This window comes from Paraburkholderia sp. HP33-1 (assembly GCF_021390595.1).
GTDB lineage: Bacteria > Pseudomonadota > Gammaproteobacteria > Burkholderiales > Burkholderiaceae > Paraburkholderia.
This window is the reverse complement of record NZ_JAJEJR010000001.1, coordinates 2459044-2483357: the sequence shown is the minus strand read 5'-3', so window position 1 is coordinate 2483357 and position 24314 is coordinate 2459044. Positions and strand designations below refer to the sequence as shown.

23 protein-coding genes and 2 tRNA genes are annotated in these 24314 nt (G+C 66.1%); 7 read left to right on the top strand and 18 right to left on the bottom strand.

Translation table 11 applies throughout. From position 1 onward, the window contains the following. Nucleotides 1-55: 55 nt before the first annotated feature. Complete coding sequence (locus L0U81_RS11265; protein WP_233802640.1) at nt 56-562, top strand: acyl-CoA thioesterase; 507 nt, start codon at nt 56-58, stop codon at nt 560-562. A gap of 50 nt (nt 563-612) precedes the next feature. On the opposite strand, the gene fumC is transcribed toward L0U81_RS11265, so the two are convergent. The 5 genes from fumC to L0U81_RS11240 form a co-directional block, all read right to left on the bottom strand. Beyond that, nucleotides 613-2013, bottom strand: a complete 1401-nt coding sequence (gene fumC / locus L0U81_RS11260) for a class II fumarate hydratase (RefSeq protein WP_233802638.1) — start codon at nt 2011-2013, stop codon at nt 613-615. Nucleotides 2014-2028: 15 nt separating this feature from the next. Beyond that, nucleotides 2029-3606 (bottom strand): phospholipase D family protein, encoded by a 1578-nt coding sequence (locus tag L0U81_RS11255; RefSeq protein WP_233802636.1) that lies wholly within the window; start codon nt 3604-3606, stop codon nt 2029-2031. A gap of 292 nt (nt 3607-3898) precedes the next feature. After that, nucleotides 3899-4858: a ketopantoate/pantoate/pantothenate transporter PanS gene (panS, locus tag L0U81_RS11250; protein ID WP_233802634.1), complete on the bottom strand. Its 960-nt coding sequence runs from the start codon at nt 4856-4858 to the stop codon at nt 3899-3901. Between the two features lie 152 nt (nt 4859-5010). Then, the gene (locus L0U81_RS11245; RefSeq protein WP_233802632.1) at nt 5011-6426 is read right to left on the bottom strand and encodes an MATE family efflux transporter; all 1416 of its coding nucleotides are present in this window, start codon (nt 6424-6426) and stop codon (nt 5011-5013) included. 283 nt (nt 6427-6709) lie between these two features. Beyond that, on the bottom strand, nt 6710-6928 hold the full coding sequence (locus L0U81_RS11240; RefSeq protein ID WP_013090085.1) for an RNA-binding S4 domain-containing protein: 219 nt from the start codon (nt 6926-6928) through the stop codon (nt 6710-6712). 185 nt (nt 6929-7113) lie between these two features. Here L0U81_RS11240 and L0U81_RS11235 point away from each other — a divergent pair, with 185 nt between their 5' ends. Continuing rightward, a complete protein-coding gene (locus L0U81_RS11235; protein WP_233802630.1) occupies nt 7114-9261 on the top strand; it encodes an ATP-dependent helicase in 2148 nt (715 codons plus the stop codon). Between the two features lie 44 nt (nt 9262-9305). Here the strand turns inward: L0U81_RS11235 and L0U81_RS11230 are convergent, their stop codons facing one another. From L0U81_RS11230 to fdxA, 8 genes are all read right to left on the bottom strand, one after another. Further along, nucleotides 9306-10073 (bottom strand): DUF4088 family protein, encoded by a 768-nt coding sequence (locus L0U81_RS11230; protein WP_233802629.1) that lies wholly within the window; start codon nt 10071-10073, stop codon nt 9306-9308. A 331-nt stretch (nt 10074-10404) separates the two neighbouring features. Further along, the gene (locus L0U81_RS11225; RefSeq protein ID WP_233802627.1) at nt 10405-10728 is read right to left on the bottom strand and encodes an AzlD domain-containing protein; all 324 of its coding nucleotides are present in this window, start codon (nt 10726-10728) and stop codon (nt 10405-10407) included. Further along, a complete protein-coding gene (locus tag L0U81_RS11220; RefSeq protein WP_233802625.1) occupies nt 10725-11486 on the bottom strand; it encodes an AzlC family ABC transporter permease in 762 nt (253 codons plus the stop codon). The genes L0U81_RS11225 and L0U81_RS11220 overlap by 4 nt, the downstream gene beginning before the upstream one ends. Before the next feature lie 152 nt (nt 11487-11638). Then, on the bottom strand, nt 11639-12481 hold the full coding sequence (locus tag L0U81_RS11215) for a helix-turn-helix transcriptional regulator (protein ID WP_233802623.1): 843 nt from the start codon (nt 12479-12481) through the stop codon (nt 11639-11641). Between the two features lie 104 nt (nt 12482-12585). After that, the gene (locus L0U81_RS11210) at nt 12586-13062 is read right to left on the bottom strand and encodes a CreA family protein (protein WP_233802621.1); all 477 of its coding nucleotides are present in this window, start codon (nt 13060-13062) and stop codon (nt 12586-12588) included. Nucleotides 13063-13225: 163 nt separating this feature from the next. Beyond that, nucleotides 13226-13301 (bottom strand) — tRNA-Asn (locus L0U81_RS11205). Between the two features lie 62 nt (nt 13302-13363). After that, nucleotides 13364-13439, bottom strand: a tRNA-Asn gene (locus tag L0U81_RS11200). A gap of 132 nt (nt 13440-13571) precedes the next feature. Then, nucleotides 13572-13895: a ferredoxin FdxA gene (gene fdxA, locus L0U81_RS11195; protein ID WP_230562609.1), complete on the bottom strand. Its 324-nt coding sequence runs from the start codon at nt 13893-13895 to the stop codon at nt 13572-13574. A 291-nt stretch (nt 13896-14186) separates the two neighbouring features. Between fdxA and pncB the strand changes: the two genes are divergently transcribed. The 5 genes from pncB (at nt 14187) to L0U81_RS11170 (ending at nt 20245) form a co-directional block, all read left to right on the top strand. After that, nucleotides 14187-15383 (top strand): nicotinate phosphoribosyltransferase, encoded by a 1197-nt coding sequence (pncB, locus tag L0U81_RS11190; RefSeq protein WP_233802619.1) that lies wholly within the window; start codon nt 14187-14189, stop codon nt 15381-15383. 188 nt (nt 15384-15571) lie between these two features. Beyond that, entirely contained in the window at nt 15572-16234 is a 663-nt protein-coding gene (locus tag L0U81_RS11185; protein ID WP_233802617.1) for a LutC/YkgG family protein, read from the top strand. Between the two features lie 91 nt (nt 16235-16325). Beyond that, a complete protein-coding gene (locus L0U81_RS11180; protein WP_233802615.1) occupies nt 16326-17762 on the top strand; it encodes a sodium:proton antiporter in 1437 nt (478 codons plus the stop codon). A gap of 48 nt (nt 17763-17810) precedes the next feature. Further along, nucleotides 17811-18800, top strand: a complete 990-nt coding sequence (locus L0U81_RS11175; protein WP_233802613.1) for a 2-hydroxyacid dehydrogenase — start codon at nt 17811-17813, stop codon at nt 18798-18800. Further along, nucleotides 18797-20245, top strand: a complete 1449-nt coding sequence (locus L0U81_RS11170; protein ID WP_233802611.1) for a DNA recombination protein RmuC — start codon at nt 18797-18799, stop codon at nt 20243-20245. The genes L0U81_RS11175 and L0U81_RS11170 overlap by 4 nt, the downstream gene beginning before the upstream one ends. Nucleotides 20246-20263: 18 nt before the next feature. On the opposite strand, the gene L0U81_RS11165 is transcribed toward L0U81_RS11170, so the two are convergent. From L0U81_RS11165 to moaA, 5 genes are all read right to left on the bottom strand, one after another. After that, nucleotides 20264-20746, bottom strand: coding sequence for a GNAT family N-acetyltransferase (locus tag L0U81_RS11165; RefSeq protein ID WP_233802609.1), 483 nt, complete (start codon nt 20744-20746; stop codon nt 20264-20266). Then, nucleotides 20746-21021 (bottom strand): hypothetical protein, encoded by a 276-nt coding sequence (locus L0U81_RS11160; protein ID WP_008923126.1) that lies wholly within the window; start codon nt 21019-21021, stop codon nt 20746-20748. Before L0U81_RS11160 ends, L0U81_RS11165 begins: the two co-directional genes overlap by 1 nt. 86 nt (nt 21022-21107) lie before the next feature. Next, nucleotides 21108-22424 carry a molybdopterin molybdotransferase MoeA gene (moeA, locus tag L0U81_RS11155; RefSeq protein WP_233802607.1) on the bottom strand — a complete coding sequence of 439 codons (1317 nt, stop codon included), beginning with the start codon at nt 22422-22424 and terminating at the stop codon, nt 21108-21110. A 61-nt stretch (nt 22425-22485) separates the two neighbouring features. Continuing rightward, nucleotides 22486-23112 carry a molybdenum cofactor guanylyltransferase MobA gene (gene mobA / locus L0U81_RS11150; RefSeq protein ID WP_233802605.1) on the bottom strand — a complete coding sequence of 209 codons (627 nt, stop codon included), beginning with the start codon at nt 23110-23112 and terminating at the stop codon, nt 22486-22488. Between the two features lie 11 nt (nt 23113-23123). Beyond that, nucleotides 23124-24233: a GTP 3',8-cyclase MoaA gene (gene moaA / locus L0U81_RS11145; protein ID WP_233802603.1), complete on the bottom strand. Its 1110-nt coding sequence runs from the start codon at nt 24231-24233 to the stop codon at nt 23124-23126. Nucleotides 24234-24314 lie beyond the last annotated feature (81 nt).

Here is a 24314-nt window from a genome sequence, read left to right as displayed (position 1 = left end):
ATATTGCGCTCGTATAATCGCCTCCTTTCAATGCAGACGATTGACCGGAGTCAAGATGAGCACTGTTCCCGCAGCACCGCTGGACCGTTCGGAGACCACCTTCCGCTTTCTCGCCGAGCCGACCTCGGTCAACTTCGGCGGCAAGGTGCACGGAGGCGCGCTGATGAAGTGGATCGACGAAACCGCCTACGCCTGTGCGGCGGTGTGGTCGGGGCGCTATTGCGTGACGGTCAGCGTCGGCAATATCCGTTTCCGCCGGCCGATCCTCGTGGGCAATCTGGTCGAACTGCGTGCGCGCGTCGTTGCGACGGGCCGCACCAGCATGCATATCCACGTGTCGGTGCAGGCGGGCGACCCGAAGGGCGGCGAGCTGTTGCAGACCACCGATTGCCTCGTCGTGATGGTCGCCGTCAACGAGAACGGCCATCCGGTGGCGGTGCCCGCTTTCGTGCCGCAGACCGATGAGCAGCATCGCCTCGCCAGGTACGCGATGGACGTGAAGGAAGCGCTCGACGCGATCGTCGAACTGAAACCGGAAGAAGTCGCGCAGGGAAAGATTTAAGCGCAGCGGGGCTGCGGGCGGCGCGCCCATTCGCGCGCCGCCTCGCGCACTTAGCCCCCCGTACGCCCGACCATATCCTTCGGTCGCACCCACTCGTTGAACTGTTGCTCGGTGACATAGCCGAGCGCCAGCGCCGACGCCTTCAGCGTCGTGCCTTCCTTGTGCGCCTTCTTCGCGATCTGCGCGGCCTTGTCGTAGCCGATGTGCGGATTGAGCGCCGTCACCAGCATCAGCGATTCGTTGAGCAAGGTATCGATGCGTTCGTGATTCGGCTCGATTCCGACCGCGCAGTTGTCGTTGAAGCTGTGCGCGCCGTCGGCGAGCAGGCGCACCGACTGCAGCAGGTTGTGCGCGATCATCGGACGGAACACGTTCAGCTCGAAGTTGCCGCTCGCGCCGCCGATGTTCACTGCGACGTCGTTGCCGAACACCTGCGCGCACAGCATCGTCAGCGCTTCGGACTGGGTCGGATTGACCTTGCCCGGCATGATCGAGCTGCCCGGCTCGTTCTCGGGAATCGACAGCTCGCCGAGACCGCAACGCGGGCCGCTCGCGAGCCAGCGGATGTCGTTGGCGATCTTGTTCAGGCTCGCGGCCACCGTTTTCAGCGCGCCGTGCGCGAACACGAGCGCGTCGGCGGCTGCCATCACCTCGAACTTGTTCGGCGCCGACACGAATGGCAGACCGGTCAGCTTGCCGATCGCGGCGGCGACACTGTCGGCGAACTTCGGGTGCGCGTTCAGTCCCGTGCCGACCGCGGTGCCGCCCTGCGCGAGCTCGTACAGATGCGGTAGGGACGCCTCGACGTGACGGATGCCGTGTTCGAGCTGCGCGACATAGCCGGAGAATTCCTGGCCGAGCGTGAGCGGCGTCGCGTCCTGCAGGTGCGTGCGGCCGATCTTGACGATGCCGGCGAACGCCTTCGCCTTGCCGTCGAGCGTGTCGCGCAACGTCTTCAGCGCGGGGAGCAGATGCTTGACGATGGCGTCCGCGGCAGCCACGTGCATGGCGGTCGGGAACACGTCGTTCGACGACTGTCCGCGATTCACGTCATCGTTCGGATGCACCTTGCGCGCCTCGCCGCGCTCGCCGCCGAGCAGCTCGCTTGCGCGATTGGCGATCACCTCGTTCAGGTTCATGTTGGTCTGCGTGCCCGAGCCGGTCTGCCAGACCGCCAGCGGAAATTCGCCCGGATGCTTGCCGGCGATGATCTCGTCGGCCGCCTGCATGATCGCGCGGGCTTTCTGCTCGTCGAGCACGCCGAGGCCGAGGTTGACTTCGGCCGCCGCGCGCTTGACCACCGCGAGCGCGGTGATCAGCTCGGGTGACTGCTTCTCGGTCGAAATCTTGAAGTTCTGCAGCGAGCGCTGCGTTTGCGCGCCCCACAGGCGGGCGTTCGGCACCGCGATCTCGCCGAACGTGTCGCGCTCCATCCGTACGTCTTCAGTCATGTTTGGCTCCGCTTCTCAAAGTTCCGAGTTGACCGGCAATAGGGAGAATAGACCGGTTAGCGCGTTCCGGTAAAACCCGGCTTGCGGATCGAAAATGTAGGTGTGCGTCTGGCCGTTCTCGACGTCGGTCCAGACGAGCGGCGAGAGCGGCGCGCCGATCGAGCGCAGATACGCGAGCTGGGCCGCGTCGGCGAGCGTCACGTGATAGCTCTCATCGGGCTGGGTCGCGCGCTCGAAGATCTTCGCGACCTGATTCGCGAGTTCGGCACTGTGGATCACGAGCGCGAGCTCGGTGTTGAGATTCGCCGAGCGCGGGTCGAGGTTCATCGAGCCGATCACGAGAATCTGGTGGTCGATCACGTAGGTCTTCGCATGCAGGCTCGAGCGGGAACGCGAGCCGACCAGCCCGACGTTCGGCGAGTCCTGGTGCGACCTGAATTCGTACAGTTCGACGCCTGCCTTCAGCAGCGGCACGCGGAACGGGCTGTAGCCGGCCTGCACGGCGACCGCGTCGGTCGCCGCGAGCGAGTTGGTCAGCACCGCGATACGGATGCCGCGCTGCGTCAGTGCGCTGGCCGCCTGCACGCCCGAGTCGTGCGGCACGAAGTAGGGCGACACGATCAGAAAGTCATGGCGCGCGTCGTGCACTAGTTCGCGCAGCCGCGCGAGCGGCGGGCTCACGTAGTCCGGCGACGGATGCTCGATCTTTTCCGGCAGGTCGGCCCTGAATTCCGCGCTCGCCCACGTGAGGCCGAGCTGCTCGCTCGTGATCTGCGCGGCGAGCGGCGTCGCGTTCAGCGGTTTCGCGTTATACGGATCGGCGTTGGTGCGCCAGTGCTGGCGCAGCTCGTCGCGCGTCTGGTTGAGTTCTTGCTGGTCGAATTTCTGCCTGTTCAGCGCGCGCAGCGGATAGGCGAGGTCGCTGTTCCAGTAGTCGTCGAAACTTGCGGAGACGTCGGCGACGATCGGGCCCGCCGCGAGCGCATCGAGGTCGCGGAACTGCAGAGTTTCGCTCGCACTGAAGTATTCGTCGCCAAGGTTGCGGCCGCCGACGATCGCGAGCTGGTTGTCCGTGATCATCGCCTTGTTGTGCATGCGGCGCGTGAAGTGGTCGATCTGTGTGAACAGGTTCGTGGTGCGCTCGAACATGCCTTCCTGCGCGCTGCCATACGGATTGAAGACGCGAATCTCGATGTTGTCGTGACTGTTCAATCCCGCCATGGTGCGGTCGAGGTCCTTGAAATTCAGATCGTCGACCAGCATGCGCACCCGCACGCCGTGATCGGCCGCGTACAGCGCGGCGCCAAGCAGCAGCTTGCCGGTGGTGTCCTCGTTGGCGATGTAGTACTGCATGTCGAGGGTTTTGGTCGCCGCGCGCGCGAGCGCGATGCGCATCTGCAGCGCGTCCGTGCCGTTCGGCAGCACGCGAAAACCCGACTGCTGTGGATGCTTCGCCTCGAGCGGCGCAAGCGCTTCGCGCAGCGGTGTATCGGCGGTAGCGGGCAGCGCATGCGTGACCTCGCGGTCGAACGCGGTGGCGGGTAGCTTCGTCGCGCAGGCGGTCAAGAATGCCGTTGCGCAACAGAGCAGCAATAATTGTCTCGTTGTGCTGACTAACGAGCGGCGGTTCGCGGCCCGACGATGTCGTTCGAATTGCCACTGCACGCTGTTTCCCCCTTGTTTTGCAGGCCTTCCGCGTGGCGGCAGCGAAGGCCTGCACGCGCCGTCGAGAAAACCATTCTAAGGGAATTGGGGCGCGTGTTCGTCGTTGGTCTGCAAACCTGGGGGAGTGCCGCGCGTTGGTCAGGAATACCGTTGCGGTATTGGCGGCGCCGCGGTTGGGTGAGCCATCACCTGATGCAAACCGCGGCGCGCGAGCGCAGGATCAGCCGTGCTCCGCCTGTAGCACGCGCTCGCCATCGGGATGCGTCGAGCCTTTCGCCGGGCGACCCGCCCACACACCCGCGAGCAACGAGCCCGACAGGTTGTGCCACACGGAGAACAACGCGCCGGGCAACGCGGCGAGCGGCGTGAAATAAAGCTTGCCGAGCGTCGCGGCGAGACCGGAGTTCTGCATGCCGACTTCGATCGCGAGCGTTCGGCAGACGGCTTCGTCGAAACCGAGCAGACGGCCGCCCCAGTAGCCGCCGAGCAGGCCGATGCCGTTATGCAGGATGACGCCGACCATCACGACGAGGCCGACCGACGCGATGCTCTTCTGCGTGCCGCCCACCACCGCGCCGATGATCAGCACGATCGCGACCATCGATACCAGCGGCAGGATCGGCTCGATCTTACGCACGAGCTTGCCGAACAGACGATTGACGACGAGGCCGACGACGATCGGCAGCGCGACGATCTGCAGGATGCTCATCAGCATGCCGCGCACGTCGACGACGATCGATGCGTCGACGTAAAGACGCGTGAGCAGCGGTGTCGCGAACACGCCGACGAGCGTCGACAGCGCGCTGATCGTCACCGACAGCGCGACGTCGCCGCGCGCGAGATAGATCATCACGTTCGAGGCAGTGCCGCTCGCGACGCTGCCGACCAGCACCATGCCGGCGGTCAGATCGGGCGGCATGCGCAGCGCCTTCGCAATGACCCACGCGGCGAGCGGCATCACGAGGTAATGCAGCACGATCCCGGCGATCACGGGCGCGGGGCGCGCAAACACGCGCAGGAAATCGGCGGCCGAGAGCGTGACGCCCATCGCCAGCATGATGATCGTGAGGAGCGTGGTGACGTGCGGCGCGACGCCGGAAAACGTGGCCGGCGAGAAGTACGCGGCGATCGAGGCGAGCACGGCCCAGAGCGGGAACAGGCGGGTGATGCGGGCAAGCATGGCGGGTGGTCCTTGATTATGTTGTGTCGCGAGAGAGCGGGGGCTGTGGCGGCGCGGCCGGGCGTTGGCCGTGCGGGAGCGCCCGCGTGACGCGGCGGGCATTTTACCTATTGCAGGGAGTGCTTCAGGAGTGGGGCTTGGCGCTGCTTCGCTCAGACTGACCGCGCCGGTGGCGTGACCGATCCCGCCCCCGGTGCCTGCCGCAGACTCAGCCGGTGAAAGCGCAGCGTCATCAGCAGCGCGACGCTCGCGAGGCCCGCCGCGAGGCCCCACCACAAGCCCCGCGCGCCGAGGCCGGCGTGAAACGCGAGCAGATAGCCGGTCGGAAAGCCGATCACCCAGTAGCCGAACGCGGCGGCGATCATCGGCACGCGCGTGTCCTTCAGGCCGCGCAGACAGCCGGAGCCAACCGCCTGCATGCCGTCGACGATCTGGAAAATCGCCGCCACGCCGAGCAGCGAACTAGCGAGCGCAATGGTCGGCGCATTGGCCGGGTCGTCCAGATGCAGATACAGACCGACGATCCAGTGCGGCGCGGTGATCAGCAAAAGGCCTGACATCGACATGAAGCCGACGCCGAGCGCGAGCGCGACGAAGCCCGCGTGGCGCGCGGCAAGCGGCTGACCGGCGCCGGCCCAGTAGCCGACCCGCACGTTGGCCGCCTGGCCGATCGACAGCGGCACCATGAACGCGACCGACGCGACGTTCAACGCGATCTGATGCGCGGCCAGTTGCGACTCGCCGAGCAGGCCGACCATCAGTCCGGTCGCGAGAAACAGCGTCGACTCGACGCCGTAGGTGATCGCGACCGGCCAGCCGATGCCGAACAGCTCGCCCATCAACGGCAGCTTCGGCCGCGTCGCGACGACGAAATGCCGGAAGCGCGGCCGCAGATGCAAGAGCGCCATCAGCACGAGCGCGGTCAGCCATACGGTGATCGTGGTCGCGGCCGCCGAGCCGAGAAAGCCGAGCCGCGGCAGCCCGTAAGCGCCATGGATGAGCCCATAGTTGAGCAAGCCGTTCACGCCGACGCTCGCGATCGACACCCACAACAGGCGTCGCGCCGCGCCGATCGCCGGCAGGAACGAGCGCATCAGGCCGACGCCGATCAGGCTGGCGGGCGCGCCCCAGCGCAGCACGGCCGCGTATTGGCCGACGTTGTGCGCGAGCAGGCCCGGCTCGCCGACCGCAAGCAGGATCCGCGAGGCGAAAGACAGCAGGATGAACGCCGGCACTGACAGCATCACGGACAGCACGAAACCGGTCCAGTAAATATGCGGCACGCGGCCGTCGTCCTGCGCGCCGCGCGCGTGCGCGACGCTCACGCTGACCGAGGTCAGCACGCCCTGCAGCAGCGTGACGACGACGAAAAAGAGGTTCGCGCCGAGGCCGCCGGCAGCGAGCGCATCGGGGCCGAGCGAGCCGAGCAGGATCGTGTCGGTGACGCTCATCGCCATCTGCGACAGTTGCGCGATCGCGAGCGGCGCGGCGAGCCGCGCGGTATCGGCCGCGTGACGGGATAGGGTCGGTGGCCTGCTGGCCGCTCGGGCGAAGCTGGATTGAGTCATTGAATGCGTGGCGGCGAAAAATGGCGGCAGCGGTGGCGGCGGCGAGGGGCGGGCGCAAGCCGCAGCGCGATGCACGGGGTTGCGCGGTACGGGAGTGAGTGGCCTCGCTGTGCAGCGGGCGGGAAAATCCGCGGCGCGGCGGCGAGCCGGTCAGCCGACTCCTCGCGGTGGCGCGGTCCGTCGTTTGCCTGTCGAAACCGACAGCTTATTGCCTCGCCCGGCCAATGTCGATGGAGAATGCACGATCCTGGTGCGTGCCGTCCTGCGAATTTTCGGACTGTCGTCAGCCTTCGTGTACCGCGATCCGCGTATCGCCGAGCAACACGACCTGGCCCGCGCGGATCTTGCAGGTCTTACGCGTCTCGACCCGGCCGTCGACCATCACGGCGCCGTCCGCGACCATCATCTTCGCGGAGCCGCCGCTGTCCGCGAGACCCGTGATCTTCAGCAGATTGTGTAGTTCGACGTATTCGCCGGTCAGCGTGAAATTGAGGTTGGGCATGGCGTTTGAACCTTGGGGACTGGGGCGCGTCGGGGTTCGCATCATAAAGCAAGTCTGCGCGGCGCGTCCGTCGAAGCACGAATCGCACAGACAGGCACCCAAAAAAGGGGCGCTTGTCGCGCAGGGTTGTATGGATATACAGTGTGCGTCGCATCCTGAAATCCATCCTACGCGCAAACCGATCCGTGTCCACCGTCGCCGAATCCGCTCCGTCGTTCGATACCGCCGCATGGCTCGCGAAGCTCAACACCGCCCAACGTGAAGCCGTCGAATACGGGACCGACACGCCCGACGCGCTGCCCGGCGCGCTGCTCGTCATCGCGGGTGCCGGCTCCGGCAAGACCAACACGCTCGCGCACCGCGTCGCCAATCTGGTGGTGAAGGGCGCCGATCCGCAGCGCATCCTGCTGTTGACCTTCTCGCGCCGCGCGGCGCTCGAAATGACCCGCCGCGTCACGCGCATCACGGGCGCTGCGGCCGCCACCGTCGGCGCGCCCAGCGTGGGGGCGGCGCTCGCGCAAGGGCTCACGTGGGCGGGCACGTTCCATAGCGTCGGTGCGCGGCTGTTACGCGAATACGCGGATCTGATCGGCCTCGCGCCCGCGTTCACGATCAACGACCGCGAAGACTCCGCCGACCTGATGAACCTCGTGCGCCACGAGCTCGGGCTGTCCGCGAAGGAACGGCGCTTTCCGGCGAAGGGCACCTGCTTCGCGATCTACTCGCGCGTCGTCAACACGGGCGCATCGCTTGGCCAGGTGCTGGACAGCGCGTTTCCGTGGTGTCGCGAGTGGCAGGACGATCTGCGCCGGTTGTTCGCCGCTTACGTCGAGGCGAAGCAGAAGCAGAGCGTGCTCGACTACGACGACCTGCTGCTCTACTGGTCGCATATGGCCGCCGAGCCGGCCATCGCTGCCGATCTGTCGGCGCGCTTCGATCACGTGCTGGTGGACGAATACCAGGACACCAACCGCCTGCAGGCGTCGATCCTGCTCTCGATGAAGCCGGACGGCCGCGGCCTGACCGTAGTCGGCGACGATGCGCAGTCGATCTATTCGTTTCGCGGCGCGACCGTGCGCAATATCCTCGACTTCCCCGCGCAGTTCGACCCACCCGCGCGCCAGATCACGCTCGAGCGTAACTATCGCTCGAGCGCGCCGATTCTCGCTGCGTCGAACGCGGTGATCGAACTCGCGAGCGAGCGTTACACAAAGAGTCTGTGGACCGACAAGGCGTCGGCGCAGCGCCCGCGCCTCGTCACGGTCGCCGACGACGCCGCGCAGGCGCGCTACGTCGTCGAGCAGGTGCTGGAAGCGCGCGAGCAGGGCGTGAAGCTGAAGTCGCAGGCGGTGCTATTTCGCGCTGCGCATCACAGCGCCGCGCTCGAAATCGAGCTCACGCGCCGCAATATTCCGTTCGTCAAGTTCGGCGGGCTGAAATTTCTCGACTCGGTGCATGTGAAGGACGTGCTCGCAGTGCTGCGCTGGGCCGAGAATCCGCGCGACCGCGTCGCCGGCTTTCGGGTCGTGCAGCTGCTGCCGGGCGTCGGCCCCGCCACCGCGGCGAAGCTGCTCGACGACCTCGTCGCCCGTGCGGACGGTGGCGATCCGGTCGCGACCGCCGGCGGCGTGCTGGCCGCGTTCGCGGCGCCCGCGCGGGCGCAGGAAGACTGGCATCCGTTCGTCAGGCTGATGTCGAGCGTGTACGGGCGGCAAACGCCGTGGCCCGCCGAATTCGAAATGGTGCGGCGCTGGTACGAGCCGCACCTGGAGCGCAATCACGAAGACGCCGCGATCCGTCACGCGGACCTGCTGCAGATGGAAAGCATCGCGGGTACGTATCCGTCGCGCGAGCGCTTCCTGACCGAGCTGACGCTCGATCCGCCCGACGCGACCAGCGACGAATCCGGCGTGCCGCTGATCGACGAGGATTACCTGATCCTGTCGACGATTCATTCGGCGAAGGGCCAGGAGTGGCGCAACGTGTTCGTGCTGAATGGCGTCGACGGCTGCATTCCGTCCGATCTCGGCACCGGCAGCGACGAGGAAATCGACGAGGAGCGGCGCCTGCTCTACGTGGCGATGACGCGCGCGAAGGAAGACCTGCATATCGTCGTACCGCAGCGCTTTTACGTGCACAACCAGACGCATCTGGGCGACCGGCATGTGTGGGCGTCGCGCACGCGCTTCATCGCCACGCCGATGCTGCCGCTGTTCGACGCCTACGCGTGGCCGCGCGTGCCGGTCGCGAGCGCGCCGAGCGCGGCGGGACTCGCCGCGGCCGCGCAGGCGAAGGTCGAGATCGCGGCGAAGCTCAGGAAGATGTGGGATTGAGCGGGTAGCGCCGCGTTGCACCTGACGCTCGGGTCAAGATTCGCTCAGCGCGACTGGCGCTGCTGTTGCTGCGCGACCGGAGGCGGCGGCACGAAAAAGTTGCGCAGCCATGCTGCGAGCCGCGAAAACACGTCGTACGGCTCTTCGACGAAAATCTCCGGCTTCAGGAGCCGCAGATACTCCATGATCTGCTGCGCTTCCTGCTTCTGGAACGTGCCGTGCGAAATGCCGAGCCGCAAGAGGCCGCGCAGTTCGCCGAGCTTCTCGCGCGCGGTGCTGCCCACACTTGTCTCGCACGCGACCTTCGCTTCATAGATGCGCTGGCGCAGCGATTCGACGAGCCGCCACGCCGGCGTCTGCATCACTTCCTCGAGCGCCTGGATGTCCTGCACCGTGTTCTTGATCTGCGCGGCGAGCGGATCGACCAGCGCCGCGTCGCCTTCCGCTTCCTTGACGATCGCGGCCGCCCACTCGCGGCATTGCTTGGTGTGCTCCTCGGGCGTCCATTCCGAGCGCGACGCGAAACCGAAGCCGAACTCGCTCGCCTGCCGCATCAGGATCGAGACGACGTCCGGAAACTCCTTGTCGAGCGTGCGTTTGGCCCACGCGTACTGGCCGCCCTGCAGCATCCGCTGCACCGCGTGCTCGGTGAGCGGCACCATGTTGTCGAGCAGCTTCGCGCGCAAGAAGTCCTCAAACGACGGCGTCGCGAACTGCGGATCGAGCTTCAGCGAGACCCGCAAAAAGGCCTCGAAGTCCTTGCGCAGCGACGCGACAGTCTCGTCCTTGAGCTTCAGGGTGATTTGACCCATGTGTTATCCCGTTTAATGCGGCCGCGCGCGGCGCGCCGTCGCAAGATCGCCCGTCCAGTTGCGGATCGAGGCGACGCGACGCCGGCTGCCGACGCGTTTGATTCCATCCTGTTGCCGCATAACCAGCGGGACGACTCCCGATGAGCGGACCTCGACTGCATATCGGCGGGGTGGAGGGAAACTTGAGGGCGGCCCGGCGACGCGGGGGGCGTTTTGGAGGGAAGCTTCGCGCGCGTGGGTGTCGCCGGGGGAGCGGAAGCGGCACGGTCCGCGACGCGGCGAGGTGTCGACGGACCGCTGATGAGTCGATGAGCGGGGACGAAGCGCGCGCTTACTTCAGCACGACGCCCTGCCAGACGAAGAACACGACGAGGCCGACTGCGATCGTCAGCAGCGGCCGGCGCGTCAGCGCACTGACGACGATCGCGGCGAGCGCGCCGACCAGTTGCGGATTGCGCCAGGTCAACTCGGCGTTGGTGCCGTGCGGCGACACGGCCATCGGCACGATGATCGCCGTCAGCACGGTGACCGGCACGAAGCCAAGCGCGGTGCGCAGAAGCGGCGGGAACACGAGCCGGTCGCCGAGCACGAAGACGGCCGCGCGGATCAACCACGTAATCGCGGCCATGCCGACGATCAGAACGACGTAGCTCATCGCGTGGCCTCCACGGTACGGCGCGCGCCGCGCAGGTTCAGACGCGGCATCGACAGCAGCACGCCGACCGCGACCCCCGCGAACACCGCGCCGAGCAGGCCGAGCTTGTACGGCCATGCCTGCCAGAAAAACGCCAGCGTGCCGGCGGTGACGGCCGCCGCGATATAGCGAAGCGCGACCAGTTGCGGCACGACGATCGCGATGAACGTCGCGACCATCGCGAAGTCGAGACCGAGCGACTGCAGGCCCGGAAAGGCCGCGCCGAACAGCAGGCCGGCGACGGTCCACAGCTGCCAGTTCAGATACATCGCGACGCCGGCGCCAAAGAAGTAGTACGGGCCGACCGTGCCCGGCTCGCGATGCCGGTAGTGCTCCCACGCGACCGCGAAGACTTCGTCGGTGAGCAGCGCGCCGAGCGCCCAGCGCCAGCGCTTCGGCAGATGCGCGACGTGCGGCGCGAGCGTCGCGCTATACAGCACGTGACGCAGATTGACGACCAACGTCGTCGCCCAGATCACGGCGAAGCTCGCGTGCCCCGCGATGAGCCCGAGCGCGATGAACTGTGCGGAGCCGGCGAAGACGACGAGCGACATCAGCTGCCCGTGCCACGGGTGCAGCGGGCCGGACGTCACGAGCGTGCCGAAGATGACGCCGAACGGTGCGGCGCCGACCATCATCGGGATGATGTCGCGCGCGCCGCCGGCGAATTCTTTGAGATGGCCGCCCCGGTTGGGCTGGCCTTGGGTGGAATCGTTCAATCTGAGCCTCCTTGATGGCGGAAGCATAGCGGCTGACCGGTGTTCGGACTTGTACGTTCTTGCGGCGGGATTGCTGGTGGCTGATGGCTGGGCGGATCGCGGCGGAGCGCTCACTGCGCGCGGTGCAAGCGCCGGTGGCGCCGTATGGGGCGTTACGCGCCGCGGTGCGTTCCTTGCCATTGGCCCGGCGGTACGCCGAACATGCGCCGGAAATGCCGCGTGAAATGGCTCTGGTCGGTGAAGCCGCTAGCGGCGGCGACCTCGGTCACCGGGACGCCGGCGCGCAACGGCGCTAGTGCGCGCTGCAGGCGCACCTGATTGCGCCACGCGTGCGGCGGCAGGCCAGTCGATTGAGCGAACAGCCGCGCCGCATGGAACGGCGACAGACCCGCCGCCTTCGCAACCTCGGCGAGCGTCACCGGTTCGACGAGATCGCCAGTCAGACGCTCCTGCATTCGCGCGACACGAGCGTCGTCGGCGGCGACGCGCGTGGATGCGGGGCGCGTCTGTGCGTAGCGCACGAGCAGCGTGGACAGTGCGTCGAGCATCCCGGCTTCGGCCGCGAGCGCGTCGTCGCCGGCCTCGAGCAGACGGTGGGCGTGCGCGAGCCGCGTCGCGAGATCGGCATCGTGGATCACGCCGGGCTCGAACCATGGCAAGGCTTGCGGCTTGCCGGCAATTTCGTCGGCCAGCGCGCGGATGAAGTCGATCGGCGCATACATCACGCGATACCGCCAGCCAGCCTCGACGGCCTTCGAGCCCGTATGCAACTCGCCCGGATTGATGATCGGCACGCTGCCCGCTTCGGCGACATGGTTCTCGCCGAGATACCGGTAGCATTCCGCGCCCGCGACGATCACCGGGATCGTGTAGGCGTCGTGCCAATGGGGCGCGAACTCATGGTCGTGATATTCGGCGGTGAGCAGATCCGCGCCGGGCAGAAGCGGCGTGCGCCAGTAGCGGGCGGAATTGCGGAAACGAGGCGTGGCGGTCATGACGAAAGTCCAGCAGGACCGATCAGTTTAACGCGTCGTGGACGGGGACGGCGGCGGGCGCGCCTGCGCGCGGCGCCGCCTGCCGCTGGTGCCGTCGCTTGCCCTTATTTGAGCGGAATCGTCGTGCCGGGCGGCATCGGCACGGCGCTCACGCCGTTTTTCGCGCTGCCGCTGACCACGCGGTCGCTGTAGGTCAGATAGACCAACGCGTTGCGCTTCGTGTCGACCACGCGTACCACGTGCAGCGACTTGAAGATCAGCGACATGCTGACCGAGAACACGTCGTCCTTCTGCTTGACGGGGCCGGTGAAATTGAGCGGCCCGACCTGGCGACACGCAATCGACGCCTCGGTCGGATCTTCGGCGATGCCTAGCGTGCCTTTGACACCACCGGTCCGCGCGCGTGACACGTAGCAGGTGATGCCTTGCACGACGGGATCGTCGTACGCCTCGACGACCACGCGGTCGGAGCCAGTAACGTGGAAATTCGTATTGACGCTGGCGATTTCTTCGCCGTGCGCCGAAGAAAGCAGCAGTGCGCCGACGGCCGCAAGCGCGATGCGTAGCGAGGTGGTTTTCATGAGTTTGCCGGTTCAGTGTCGGGAGTGGGCCGGCGCCAGCGAGGAGCGAAACGTGCGCCGTGAAGCCGCCATCGTATAACGGCGCGGCGCATGGGTGAGGCTGCCCGGAATCTAAGCCTCGAAAAACAAAAAGGCCCGCACGGATGCGGGCCTTTCAAGATTTTGGCTCCTCGACCTGGGCTCGAACCAGGGACCTACGGATTAACAGTCCGGCGCTCTACCGACTGAGCTATCGAGGAACAGCAGTACAAATTGATCTACATAAAAAAACCCGTCTTGGTTAACGGGCTTTTGAAATTCTTGGCTCCTCGACCTGGGCTCGAACCAGGGACCTACGGATTAACAGTCCGGCGCTCTACCGACTGAGCTATCGAGGAACAGAACAACAACAGCAGAGAAGCGAAATTGTAGGGGCGGCTTAAACCTCTGTCAATACCCCTGCGCTTATCTTGATATTAAATCCGGATCGGCGGGGCAGGTGACAGGCGACGGGCTGCCAGCTGCCAGGCTCAGCGCGCGAGAAGCGCGAGCTTTTCCTTCACGTCCTTGAATTCGTCGGCTTCCGGCAGCGGCGCCTTGGTCTTCGTGATACTCGGCCACGCCTTCGCCAGGTCGGCGTTCAGCGCGATGAAGTTCTGCTGGTCGCCCGGCACGTCTTCTTCGGCATAAATGGCGTTCACCGGGCACTCGGCCACGCACACGGCGCAGTCGATGCATTCATCGGGGTCGATCGCGAGGAAGTTGGGACCTTCGCGAAAGCAGTCCACCGGGCACACATCGACACAGTCGGTATAGCGGCACTTGATGCAGCTTTCGGTCACAACGTGAGTCATTCAGGCAGCTCCTGCATGCGGAATCAGGGAAGGCGCGGACGCCAAAAAAGCTATTGTAGCGTAACGTCAAGAGGCGCATAACGCATCGGCCCGCGCGTCTTATATGTTTTTGTGATTAGTTTATGGGGTGCCGCGAGCCCCCACGGGCGGCCGGCGAAGGTCCGGTGGCGCGCTGAATTCGGACGCATTCGGGTAACATGCGTCAGGTTGGCGCGCCGCTCGGCTCGGCGCGTCCGTCGCAAGGGTGCTGCGAGCCCTTTTCGTTTTTTCAGCGGTCCTGTTCGTACCATCATGATTATTACTTCGCTGCTCGATACCGATCTGTACAAGTTCACGATGATGCAGGTGGTGTTGCATCACTTCCCCGCCGCGAACGTGGAGTACCGTTTCCGCTGCCGCACGCCGAATGTTGACCTGGTGCCGTACATCGACGAGATCCGCAACGAAGTGCGCAAGCTTTGCGACCTGCGTTTCACCGACGACGAACTCGACTACCTGCGGCGCATGCGCTTCATCAAGGGCGACTTCATCGAGTTCCTCGCGCTGTTCCATCTGAACGAGAAGTACATTTCGATCACGCCGTCGCCGAAGGGCAATGGCGAAATCGACATCGACATCAAGGGGCCGTGGCTGCATACGATCCTCTTCGAAATTCCGGTGCTCGCGATCGTCAACGAAGTCTATTTTCGCAACACCCAGCAAACGCCCGACTACCACGTGGGCCGCGGCCGTTTGCTCGACAAGATCCAGTTGCTCGGCGCGCGTCCGGAGTTCGCCGACTGCAAGATTGCCGATTACGGCACGCGCCGCCGCTTCTCGAAGCAATGGCATGAGGAGGTGATCCTCACGCTAAAGGATGGCCTCGGCGAGCAGTTCGCGGGCACGAGCAACGTCTTCTACGCAATGAAGCACAGCCTGACGCCGCTCGGCACGATGGCGCACGAGTATCTGCAGGCTTGCCAGGCGCTCGGTCCGCGCCTGCGCGACTCGCAGACCTTCGGCTTCGAGATGTGGGCGAAGGAATATCGCGGCGACCTCGGAATTGCGCTTTCGGACGTGTACGGCATGCAGGCGTTCCTGCGCGACTTCGACATGTACTTCTGCAAGCTGTTCGACGGCGCGCGTCACGATTCCGGCGATCCGTTCGACTGGGGCGAGCGCCTGCTCAAGCACTACGAAGCCAATCGCTGCGACCCCCGCACCAAGATCCTCGTGTTCTCCGACGCGCTCGACATCCCGAAGGTGCTGCAGCTATACGAGCGCTTCCGCGGCCGCTGCAAGCTTGCGTTCGGTGTGGGCACCAATCTGACCAACGACCTCGGCTACAACCCGCTGCAGATCGTCATCAAGATGGTTCGCTGCAATGGTCAGCCGGTCGCGAAATTGTCGGACTCGCCGGGCAAGAACATGTGCGAGGACAAGGCGTATCTCGCGTATCTGCGTCAGGTGTTCGGCATCGCGCAGCCGGAAGAAGAGGCGGCGAAGTAGCGCGCTTTGCGGCTTGCTTTCCGGTTCATCGCCTGTTCATGAATTGCTCGCGTTTGGGGTGGCGTGGCGAACAGTGTTGCCGGGCTCCCGACGTTCGGCAATATGCGGTTCGGCCAGGGTGTTTGCGGGAAGGGCCGCCGGTATAATCCTCGCCATATCGCACGGCTGTCGACACGAGGATTTCGCCCATGGACACATCGATTGCCCGCCGCAACATTCTGGCGCGCATCCGCGCCGCGCAAGGGCGTGAGCCTGAACCGAGCGCCGTCGAGCGCGAAGCCGCGGCGGACTATCTCGCGCGCCATCCGGCCGGTCCGCGCCCGGACATGCCTGCCGATCTGCGCGCGCGCTTCATCGACGAAGCGCAGAAAATGGCGACCACTGTCGACACCGTTCAAACCCTCGCCGAAGTGCCCGCCGCGGCGCATCGCTATCTGACGCAACACGGCTTGCCGTTGCAGGCCATCGCGTGGCAAACGCTGAGCGAGCTGCCGTGGGTCGAAGCCGGCCTCGCCGTCGAATTTCGCAAACCGCAAGACCATGATGTGGTCGGTCTCACCGGCTGCTTCTGCGCGACCGCGGAGACCGGCACGCTCGTGCTGCTGTCCGGGCCCGAGACGTATGCGTCGGCCGGGTTGTTGCCGGAGACGCATATCGCGATCGTGCCGGCGTCGCGCATCGTCGCGGGTCATGAAGAGGCGTTCGACCTGATCCGCAAGGAGCGCGGCGAGCTGCCGCGCGCGGTCAATTTCGTGTCGGGACCGTCGCGCACCGGCGACATCGAGCAGACCATCGTGCTGGGCGCGCACGGCCCTTACCGGGTGCATGCGATCGTCGTACAGGATGCTTGAACGCGTCGCGCGGCGGCGTGGAAACGCAGATGCGAAACGCGCGGCACCTGTCGTGCGTGCGGTCGCAAACCGCCACCCGGCCTTTAGAGGCATGAGTTCACGGGCGGGGCGCGCGGGCCTGTGGCTCGCGGTTGCATCGAAGCTCGCGCTGTGCTCGCCACCCGTGCTTGCCGCGACGTTCGACGGCGCGCACCTGTCGGCTCTGTGGGGCTTGCCTTTCGCGGGTGTGCTGCTGTCGATCGCGATCTTTCCGCTCGTCGCGCCAGCCTTCTGGCATCACCATTTCGGCAAGATCGCGGCGGCGTGGGCACTCGCGTTCATCGCGCCGTTTGCAGTGAGCTTCGGCGCGAGCGCGGCGCTCGGCGCGCTCGCGCATGCCATGCTCGCCGAGTACATCCCCTTCATCATCCTGCTGACCGCGCTCTATACCGTCGCGGGCGGCATCTGCGTGCGCGGCAATCTGCATGGCTCGCCGCGTCTGAACACGTCGATTCTCGCGCTCGGCACCTTGCTCGCTAGCGTGATGGGTACGACCGGTGCGGCGATGTTGCTGATCCGCCCGTTGCTGCGCGCAAACGACAATCGCCGCCACGTGACCCACGTGGTCGTGTTCTTCATCTTTCTCGTCGCGAACGTTGGGGGTGCGCTGTCGCCGCTCGGCGACCCGCCGCTGTTCCTCGGCTTTCTCGAAGGCGTGAGCTTTTTCTGGACCACCATGCATCTCGCGCGGCCCATGCTGTTCGTGAGCGGCATGCTGCTCGTCGCTTTCTATGCGCTCGACTCGTACTACTTTCACCGGCGCGAGGAGGTGCGTTCAGCGTTCCTCGATCCGACGCCCGATGGCGCGCCGTTCGGCGTCGACGGCAAGATCAATTTCGTGCTGCTCGCCACGGTGATTGCGCTCGTGCTGATGAGCGGGCTGTGGCGCCCGGAAATCGTGTTCGACGTGTTCGGCACGCACCTCGCGCTGCAAAACATCGTGCGCGACGCTGCGCTGATCGTCGTCACGCTGCTGTCGCTCGCGTTGACACCGCGCGCGGCGCGCGCGGGCAACGACTTCAACTGGGCGCCGATCGAGGAGGTCGGCAAACTGTTCGCCGGCATCTTCGTGACGATCGTGCCGGTCATCATGATGCTGCACGCGGGCGAAGCCGGCGCATTCGCGGGCATCGTGCATCTGGTGAACGAGCCGTCCGGCGAGCCGCGCGACATCATGTACTTCTGGGCGACCGGCCTGCTATCGTCGTTTCTCGACAACGCGCCGACCTACCTCGTGTTCTTCAACCTGGCCGGCGGCGATGCGCAGACGTTGATGACCACCGGCGCGACCACGCTCGCGGCGATTTCGGCCGGTGCCGTGTTCATGGGCGCGAATACCTACATCGGCAACGCGCCGAACTTCATGGTGAAGGCGATCGCGCAATCGCGCGGCGTGCGCATGCCGAGCTTTTTCGCGTATCTGGGCTGGTCCGGCGCGGTGTTGCTGCCGTTGTTCGCGCTGACCGGCTGGCTGTTTTTTGGACGCTGATTGTGCAACGCCGAGGCGATCCCTCGACGTGCGATACGGAGACTTGCAATGCAGAAAATCCTCGTTGCGCGTTCGATCTTTCCCGATGTGATCGAGCGGCTCAAGCAGTACTTCGACGTCGACTGGAACGAGGGAGACGTGTTGCCCGCCGACGAACTGAAGCGCCGTCTCGCGGACAAGGACGGCGCGCTGACGGCCGGCGAGATGATCGATGCGGGCGTGCTCGCCGCGGCGCCGCGTCTGCGCGTCGTGTCGAACATGGCGGTCGGCTACAACAACTTCGACATGGCCGCGTTCAACGCGGCGAACGTACTCGGCACGAACACGCCGGACGTGCTGAACGAATCGACCGCCGACTTCGGCTGGGCGCTGATGATGGCCGCCGCGCGCCGCATCGCCGAATCGGAGCACTGGCTGCGCGCCGGGCATTGGCAGAAGTGGAGCTACGACGGTTTCCTCGGTAGCGACCTGTACGGCTCGACGCTCGGCGTGATCGGCATGGGCCGCATTGGCCAGGCGCTCACACGGCGCGCGCAGGGCTTCAACATGCGGGTCATCTATCACAACCGTTCGCGCGTCGCGCCGCAGATCGAGGCCGAGCTGAATGCGGAGTACGTGTCGAAGCAGGATCTGCTGCGGCGTGCCGACCACGTCGTGCTGGTGCTGCCGTACACGAAAGAAAACCACCACACGATCGGCGCGGCCGAACTCGCGCTGATGAAGCCGAGCGCGACGCTCACGAACATCGCGCGCGGCGGCATCGTCGACGATGCGGCGTTGGCCGACGCGCTGCGTGACAGGCGCATCGCAGCGGCCGGCCTCGACGTGTTCGAGGGCGAGCCGAATCTGAATCCGGCGCTGCTCAGCGTGCCGAATGTCGTCCTGACGCCGCACATCGCGAGTGCGACCGAAACCACGCGCCGCGCCATGGCGAATCTCGCCGCGGACAACCTGATCGCCGGACTGGGCGAAGGACCGCGCGCCGGTCAGCCGTCGAATCCGATCAACCCCGACGTGATCGGCAAGGCACGTTCATGACGATGATTCTGGTGGCGGCCGTCGCGGTGCTGGCGGTCGCTCTCGTGATCGCGCTGGCCTTGCTGATGCGCGGTCACGACCGCACGGAACAGCATGAGCAGTTCGAGCTACTGAACGAACGCGTCGATGCCGTCGTTGACGCCCAGGTGCACACCGCCGAACGACTTGAACGGCAATTGCGCAACGACATCGCCGAGACCGCGCGCGTGTCGCGTACCGAGCAGAGCAGCGGCTTCGCCCAGTTTCAGCAAACGCTCGCCGCGCAGTTCAGCAGCATGACCACGGTGCAGGGCGGCAAGATCGACGGCTTTGCGCAGCAGCTCGATGCCGTGCGTCACAGCCTGCTGGCGCAGGCGCAGCAGGCGCGCGACGAGCAGGGCCGCTCGCTGAAGCAGTTCGGCGACACGCTGAGCCTGCAGCTGGGGCAACTGACCGAGGCGAACGACCGGCGCTTCGCCGAAGTGCGCGCGACGATCGAGCAGCGCCTGAAGGACATCGAGGCGAACAATGCGGCGCGGCTCGAGGAGATGCGCCGCACTGTTGATGAAAAACTGCACGCGACGCTCGAGCAGCGACTCGGCGAATCGTTCAAGCTCGTGTCCGACCGGCTCGAACAGGTACATCGCGGCCTTGGCGAAATGCAGACGCTGGCGGCCGGCGTCGGCGATCTGAAGCGCGTGCTGACCAACGTGAAGACTCGCGGCACATGGGGCGAAGTGCAGCTCGAAGCCTTGCTCGAACAGCTGCTCACCGCCGATCAATACGCGAAGAACGTCGCCACGGTGCCGAAGAGCGCCGATCGGGTGGAGTTCGCAATTCGCTTGCCGGGGCGGCCGGAGCCCGGCGGCGCGAATACGCCGGTCTGGCTGCCGATCGACGCCAAATTCCCCCGCGAGGACTACGAGCGGCTGATCGAAGCGCAGGAGCGCGCCGATCCGCTCGCGGTCGAGGAAGCTTCGCGGGCGCTTGAGGCGCGGATTCGCGCGGAGGCGCGCACGATCGCCGAGAAGTACGTGGCGCCGCCGCATACGACCGACTTCGCGCTGCTATTCCTGCCGACCGAAGGCCTGTACGCGGAAGTGCTGCGCCGGCCGGGGCTGACGGACCTGCTGCAGCGCGACTATCGCGTGACGATTGCAGGGCCGACCACGTTGACCGCGTTGCTCAATAGTCTGCAGATGGGTTTTCGCACGCTCGCGATCGAAAAGCGTTCGAGCGAGGTGTGGCAGGTGCTCGGCGCGGTGAAGACGGAGTTCGGCAAATTCGGCGATGTGCTTGCGAAGACCAAGGCGCAGCTCGAAACCGTCACGCGTTCGATCGAGGCCGCGGAAACGCGCACGCGCATGATGAACCGCAAGCTGCGCGAAGTCGAGGCATTGCCGGGCGACGAGGCGAGCGGGTTGCTCGGCGACGCGCTGTCGGGTGTGGAGCCTGATGAACAATGAAAGACGAGGCGCTGGAACTCAAGCCCCTGCAGCCAGCCACTCCAGCGCGTCGCCCGTCACGCGCACGACGCGCCAATCCGGCAACACCGTCGCGCCCATCTTCTGATAGAAGCTGATCGCAGGCGTGTTCCAGTCGAGCACGGTCCACTCGAAGCGCGCGCATTGCCGTTCCACCGCCAGTGCCGCGACGTGTCGCAACAGCGCGGTGCCGAGTCCGCTGCCACGCTGCGCGGGCTGCACATAGACGTCTTCAAGATAGAGCCCGCGGCGGCCCGCGAAACTCGAAAAATTGTGGAAGAACAGCGCATAGCCGACGATGCGTCCCGCGTCTTCGGCAACCAGCGCCTCGATCGAAGGCCGCGCGCCGAACAGCGCGTCGCGCAGGCTTTCCTCCGTCGCGACGAAGATGTGCGTGAGGTTCTCGAACTGCGCGAGCTCGTACGTGAGCGCGAAGATCGCGCCGGTATCCGCGGGCGTGGCGGCGCGGATCGTCGCGGGCATTACGCTTCTTCCGGTGCGTCGGCCAGATGGATTTCAATACCACCGAAGCGCGAAGCGACCCAGTTGTATGCGTGGCACGCGATCCACAACAGCACGAAGCCGAGGATCGCGTTCAGCAGCAGCGCGCTGAACACCGTGCTCAGCTCCACCGAGCCATAGCGCACGAACGCGACCACCACGCCGAGCAGCACGATCGGCACTGAGAACGTCAGATACACGAGGATCAGCGCTTTGGCCGTCTGTCCTGGTGCGATGAACGAGATCTGTTTTTTCATGTAAGTCAAACCCGTGTGTCTTAGTGATAGTGGGTGGAGTGCGGATGCGGTGCCGATGTGGTGCGATCGATGCGCCGCGCGGAACCTCAGATGAGCCCGTCGAACAGCATGATCGACACCGGTTCGCCGACGTCGATGTCGCCCTCGTCGTGGCCGAGCACGATGAAGCAGTTCGCTTCGCTCATCGAACTCAGCACGCCCGAGCTTTGCGAACCGGTCGGGCTCACGTGCCAGTGCCCATGCGCGTCCTGTTCGGCGATGCCGCGCTGGAATTCGGTGCGGCCCGCGCGCTTGCCCAGCGCCACGCGGCTCGTCGCGTGAATCACCGGCAGCGGCCGCGGCGTCGCGCCAGCCATGAGCAGCAGGGCTTCACGCACGATCTGATAGAACGTCACCATCACGGCGACCGGATTGCCCGGCAGGCCGAAGAATAGCGCAGGATTGCCGCGCCCCGGATGCGCGCCGGACCACAGGCGGCCGAACGCGAGCGGCCGGCCGGGGCGCATCGCGAGACTCCAGAAGGCGACGTCGCCGAAGGTCTGCACCAGTTGCTTCGTGAAGTCCGCTTCGCCGACCGACACGCCGCCCGAGGTCAGCACCACGTCGGCATTGGCCGCGGCGCTCTGCAGCGCGGCTTCGAGCGCGGCCGGCTCGTCGCGCACGACGCCGAGATCGAGCGGCTCGACGTTCAGGCGCCGCAGCATCGCAAACAGCGTGTAACGGTTGCTGTCGTAGACCGAGCCGGCATCGAGCGGCTCGCCGAGCGAGCGCAGCTCGTCGCCGGTCGAAAAGAACGCGACGCGCAGACGCCGCCGCACGCTGACTTCGCCGATGCCGAGCGAGGCGAGCAGACCGAGGTCCGACGCGCGCACGATGCGGCCAGCATGCAGCGCGACGTGGCCGCGCACGAGATCTTCGCCGGCGCGGCGGCGGTTCGCGCCGGCCGTAATTGCGCCGGCGGCGAAGCGGATCGACGTGGACTCCGCGCTGTCGCGCACCACCCGTTCCTGCGGCACGACGGTGTCGCAGCCCGCGGGCATGCAGGCGCCGGTCATCACGTGCACGCACTGATCCGCCGCAACGCGGCCCGTGAACGGATGTCCGGCCAACGCCTTGCCGGTGACGGTCAGCTCGACGCTGTCCGCGCCGCCTCGCGTACTACCGGCGAGCGCCGCGTGGTTGAACGCATAGCCGTCCATCGCGGAGTTGTCGTGCGCGGGCACGTCGATCGGCGAGACGATGTCGGCGGCGAGCACGCGGTCGAGGGCATCACGCAATGCTACGCGCTCGACGGCCGCGACCGGTGTCGCCCACTGCCGGACAATCGCCTGAGCGGCCGAGACGGGTAGCGCGTGTGGATCGTACTGCGCGACGCAGCGGGAAAAGTCGTTGAGCGTGGTCATGAAGGGCTGGGCGCCGCGACCGGAGACGGGCGCGGCTGTTGCCGTGCGGCCGGAGCGGATGTCAGCCGGGGCCTCGTTTACGTTCGAGGTCGGCGAGTTCTTGTAACGAGTTGGCATTGTAAAACGCGCGCTCGTCGGTAAAGACGACTTCGACCGTCGTGTGGCGCGCGTACCACGCGCGGACCTTGCGCTCGCCGGCGGACAGAAACGTGACCAGGTCGTCGGCGAGGGCGACGCGCATGAGTGCGAACACCGGGTGCAGCGATCTTTCGCCGCGGGCGTCGACGGTGGTGACGGTGGCGATGTCGGCGTGGCTCGCTTCGAGTGCGTGCGCGAGGCACGCGGCGAGATTGGCGGGCAGCCACGGCGAATCGCAGGGGGCGCTCAGCAGGTACGCGGTGCCGGCGGCGCGTAGTCCGGTGAGCATGCCGGCCAGCGGACCGGGAAAGTCGGGGAGGCTGTCGGCGACGACCGTCGCTCGATAGGGTGCGCCGAGCGCCGCATAAGTGTCGTGATGGCGGTTCGCGCTGATCATGAGCGGGCCAGTCTGCGGCGCGAGGCGCCGCAGCACGTGAGCGGCGAGCGGTTCGCCGTGGAGCGGCTGCAGCCCCTTGTCGACGCCGCCCATGCGCGTGCCGCGTCCGCCCGCGAGCACGAGGCCGGTGATCTGTTCGCGGGTGATGGACATGCGCCGGCCGCTCAGCCGCCGATGTAGGACATTTCGACGCGATGCCCGGCCGGCTCGCTCGGATCGGCCGGCTGGCTGCCGCGCAGCTGCGAGTAGCGGTCGTTGCGGCCCTGCCAGATTTCGGCAATGGCGGTGGCAATCTCGGCATCGCTCGCGGCGCCGCGCAGCAACGCGCGCAGATCGTGACCGGTCGATGCGAACAGGCACAGGTACAGCTTGCCCTCGGTCGACAGACGTGCACGCGTGCAATTGCCGCAGAACGCGCGCGTGACGCTCGAAATGACGCCGATCTCGCCGCCGCCGTCGACATAACCCCAGCGCTGCGCGGTTTCGGCGGCGCTGTGCGCTTCGAGCGGCACCAGCGGGAAATGTTCGGCGATGCGCGAGACGACATAGGCGGAGGGCAGCACTTCGGCCATGTTCCAGCCGTTCGACGTGCCGACATCCATGTACTCGATAAACCTCAGCACCGCGCCGGTGCCTTTGAAATGCCGTGCCATCGCTACGATTTCGCCGTCGTTGGTACCGCGTTTGACGACCATGTTCACTTTGAGCGGCGCGAGCCCGACCGCGTGAGCGGCGGCGATGCCGTCGAGCACGTCGGCGACTGCGAAGTCGGCGTCGTTCATGCGGCGGAAAAGCGCGTCGTCGAGCGCGTCGAGGCTGACGGTCACGCGCGTGAGGCCGGCGTCCTTCAGGCTGCGCGCCTTGCGCGCGAGCAGCGACCCATTGGTGGTCAGCGTGAGATCGAGCGGACGGCCCGCGGGCGTGGTCAGGCGAGCGAGCCGGTCGATCAGGAATTCGAGGTTCTTGCGCAGCAGCGGCTCGCCGCCGGTCAGGCGAATCTTCTCGACGCCATGCGCGACGAATAGCTGCGCGAGCCGTTCGATCTCCTCGAAGCTCAACAGCGCGCTGTGCGGCAGGAACGCATAGTCCTTGTCGAACACCGCTCGTGGCATGCAGTAGACGCAGCGGAAGTTGCAGCGGTCCGTCACCGAGATGCGCAGATCCCGCAGCGGACGCGCGAGCGCATCGTGCAGCGCGCCGCTAGGCGTCTGCGTCGGGCCGGCGATGACCGGCGCCGTGCTGAGATCGGCAACGGGGATGATGCGTCGGGACATGAAGTGCTTCGTCGGGTGCTTGAACGGACCGCGGATGATTCATTCTATCGGAAATGCCCGTGGCAGCAGGCCTGCGGCGGG

What these genes read in the sequence shown, in the direction of transcription:
- moeA (WP_233802607.1), bottom strand. Translation starts at nt 22,424, where the DNA reads ATGACCACGCTCAACGACTTTTCCCGCTGCGTCGCGCAGTACGATCCA.
- pncB (WP_233802619.1), top strand. Translation starts at nt 14,187, where the DNA reads ATGATTATTACTTCGCTGCTCGATACCGATCTGTACAAGTTCACGATG.
- L0U81_RS11215 (WP_233802623.1), bottom strand. Translation starts at nt 12,481, where the DNA reads ATGACCGCCACGCCTCGTTTCCGCAATTCCGCCCGCTACTGGCGCACG.
- L0U81_RS11210 (WP_233802621.1), bottom strand. Translation starts at nt 13,062, where the DNA reads ATGAAAACCACCTCGCTACGCATCGCGCTTGCGGCCGTCGGCGCACTG.
- mobA (WP_233802605.1), bottom strand. Translation starts at nt 23,112, where the DNA reads ATGTCCATCACCCGCGAACAGATCACCGGCCTCGTGCTCGCGGGCGGA.
- fumC (WP_233802638.1), bottom strand. Translation starts at nt 2,013, where the DNA reads ATGACTGAAGACGTACGGATGGAGCGCGACACGTTCGGCGAGATCGCG.
- moaA (WP_233802603.1), bottom strand. Translation starts at nt 24,233, where the DNA reads ATGTCCCGACGCATCATCCCCGTTGCCGATCTCAGCACGGCGCCGGTC.
- L0U81_RS11185 (WP_233802617.1), top strand. Translation starts at nt 15,572, where the DNA reads ATGGACACATCGATTGCCCGCCGCAACATTCTGGCGCGCATCCGCGCC.
- L0U81_RS11165 (WP_233802609.1), bottom strand. Translation starts at nt 20,746, where the DNA reads ATGCCCGCGACGATCCGCGCCGCCACGCCCGCGGATACCGGCGCGATC.
- L0U81_RS11170 (WP_233802611.1), top strand. Translation starts at nt 18,797, where the DNA reads ATGACGATGATTCTGGTGGCGGCCGTCGCGGTGCTGGCGGTCGCTCTC.
- L0U81_RS11180 (WP_233802615.1), top strand. Translation starts at nt 16,326, where the DNA reads ATGAGTTCACGGGCGGGGCGCGCGGGCCTGTGGCTCGCGGTTGCATCG.
- L0U81_RS11160 (WP_008923126.1), bottom strand. Translation starts at nt 21,021, where the DNA reads ATGAAAAAACAGATCTCGTTCATCGCACCAGGACAGACGGCCAAAGCG.
- L0U81_RS11230 (WP_233802629.1), bottom strand. Translation starts at nt 10,073, where the DNA reads ATGGGTCAAATCACCCTGAAGCTCAAGGACGAGACTGTCGCGTCGCTG.
- L0U81_RS11240 (WP_013090085.1), bottom strand. Translation starts at nt 6,928, where the DNA reads ATGCCCAACCTCAATTTCACGCTGACCGGCGAATACGTCGAACTACAC.
- L0U81_RS11245 (WP_233802632.1), bottom strand. Translation starts at nt 6,426, where the DNA reads ATGACTCAATCCAGCTTCGCCCGAGCGGCCAGCAGGCCACCGACCCTA.
- L0U81_RS11175 (WP_233802613.1), top strand. Translation starts at nt 17,811, where the DNA reads ATGCAGAAAATCCTCGTTGCGCGTTCGATCTTTCCCGATGTGATCGAG.
- panS (WP_233802634.1), bottom strand. Translation starts at nt 4,858, where the DNA reads ATGCTTGCCCGCATCACCCGCCTGTTCCCGCTCTGGGCCGTGCTCGCC.
- L0U81_RS11225 (WP_233802627.1), bottom strand. Translation starts at nt 10,728, where the DNA reads ATGAGCTACGTCGTTCTGATCGTCGGCATGGCCGCGATTACGTGGTTG.
- fdxA (WP_230562609.1), bottom strand. Translation starts at nt 13,895, where the DNA reads ATGACTCACGTTGTGACCGAAAGCTGCATCAAGTGCCGCTATACCGAC.
- L0U81_RS11265 (WP_233802640.1), top strand. Translation starts at nt 56, where the DNA reads ATGAGCACTGTTCCCGCAGCACCGCTGGACCGTTCGGAGACCACCTTC.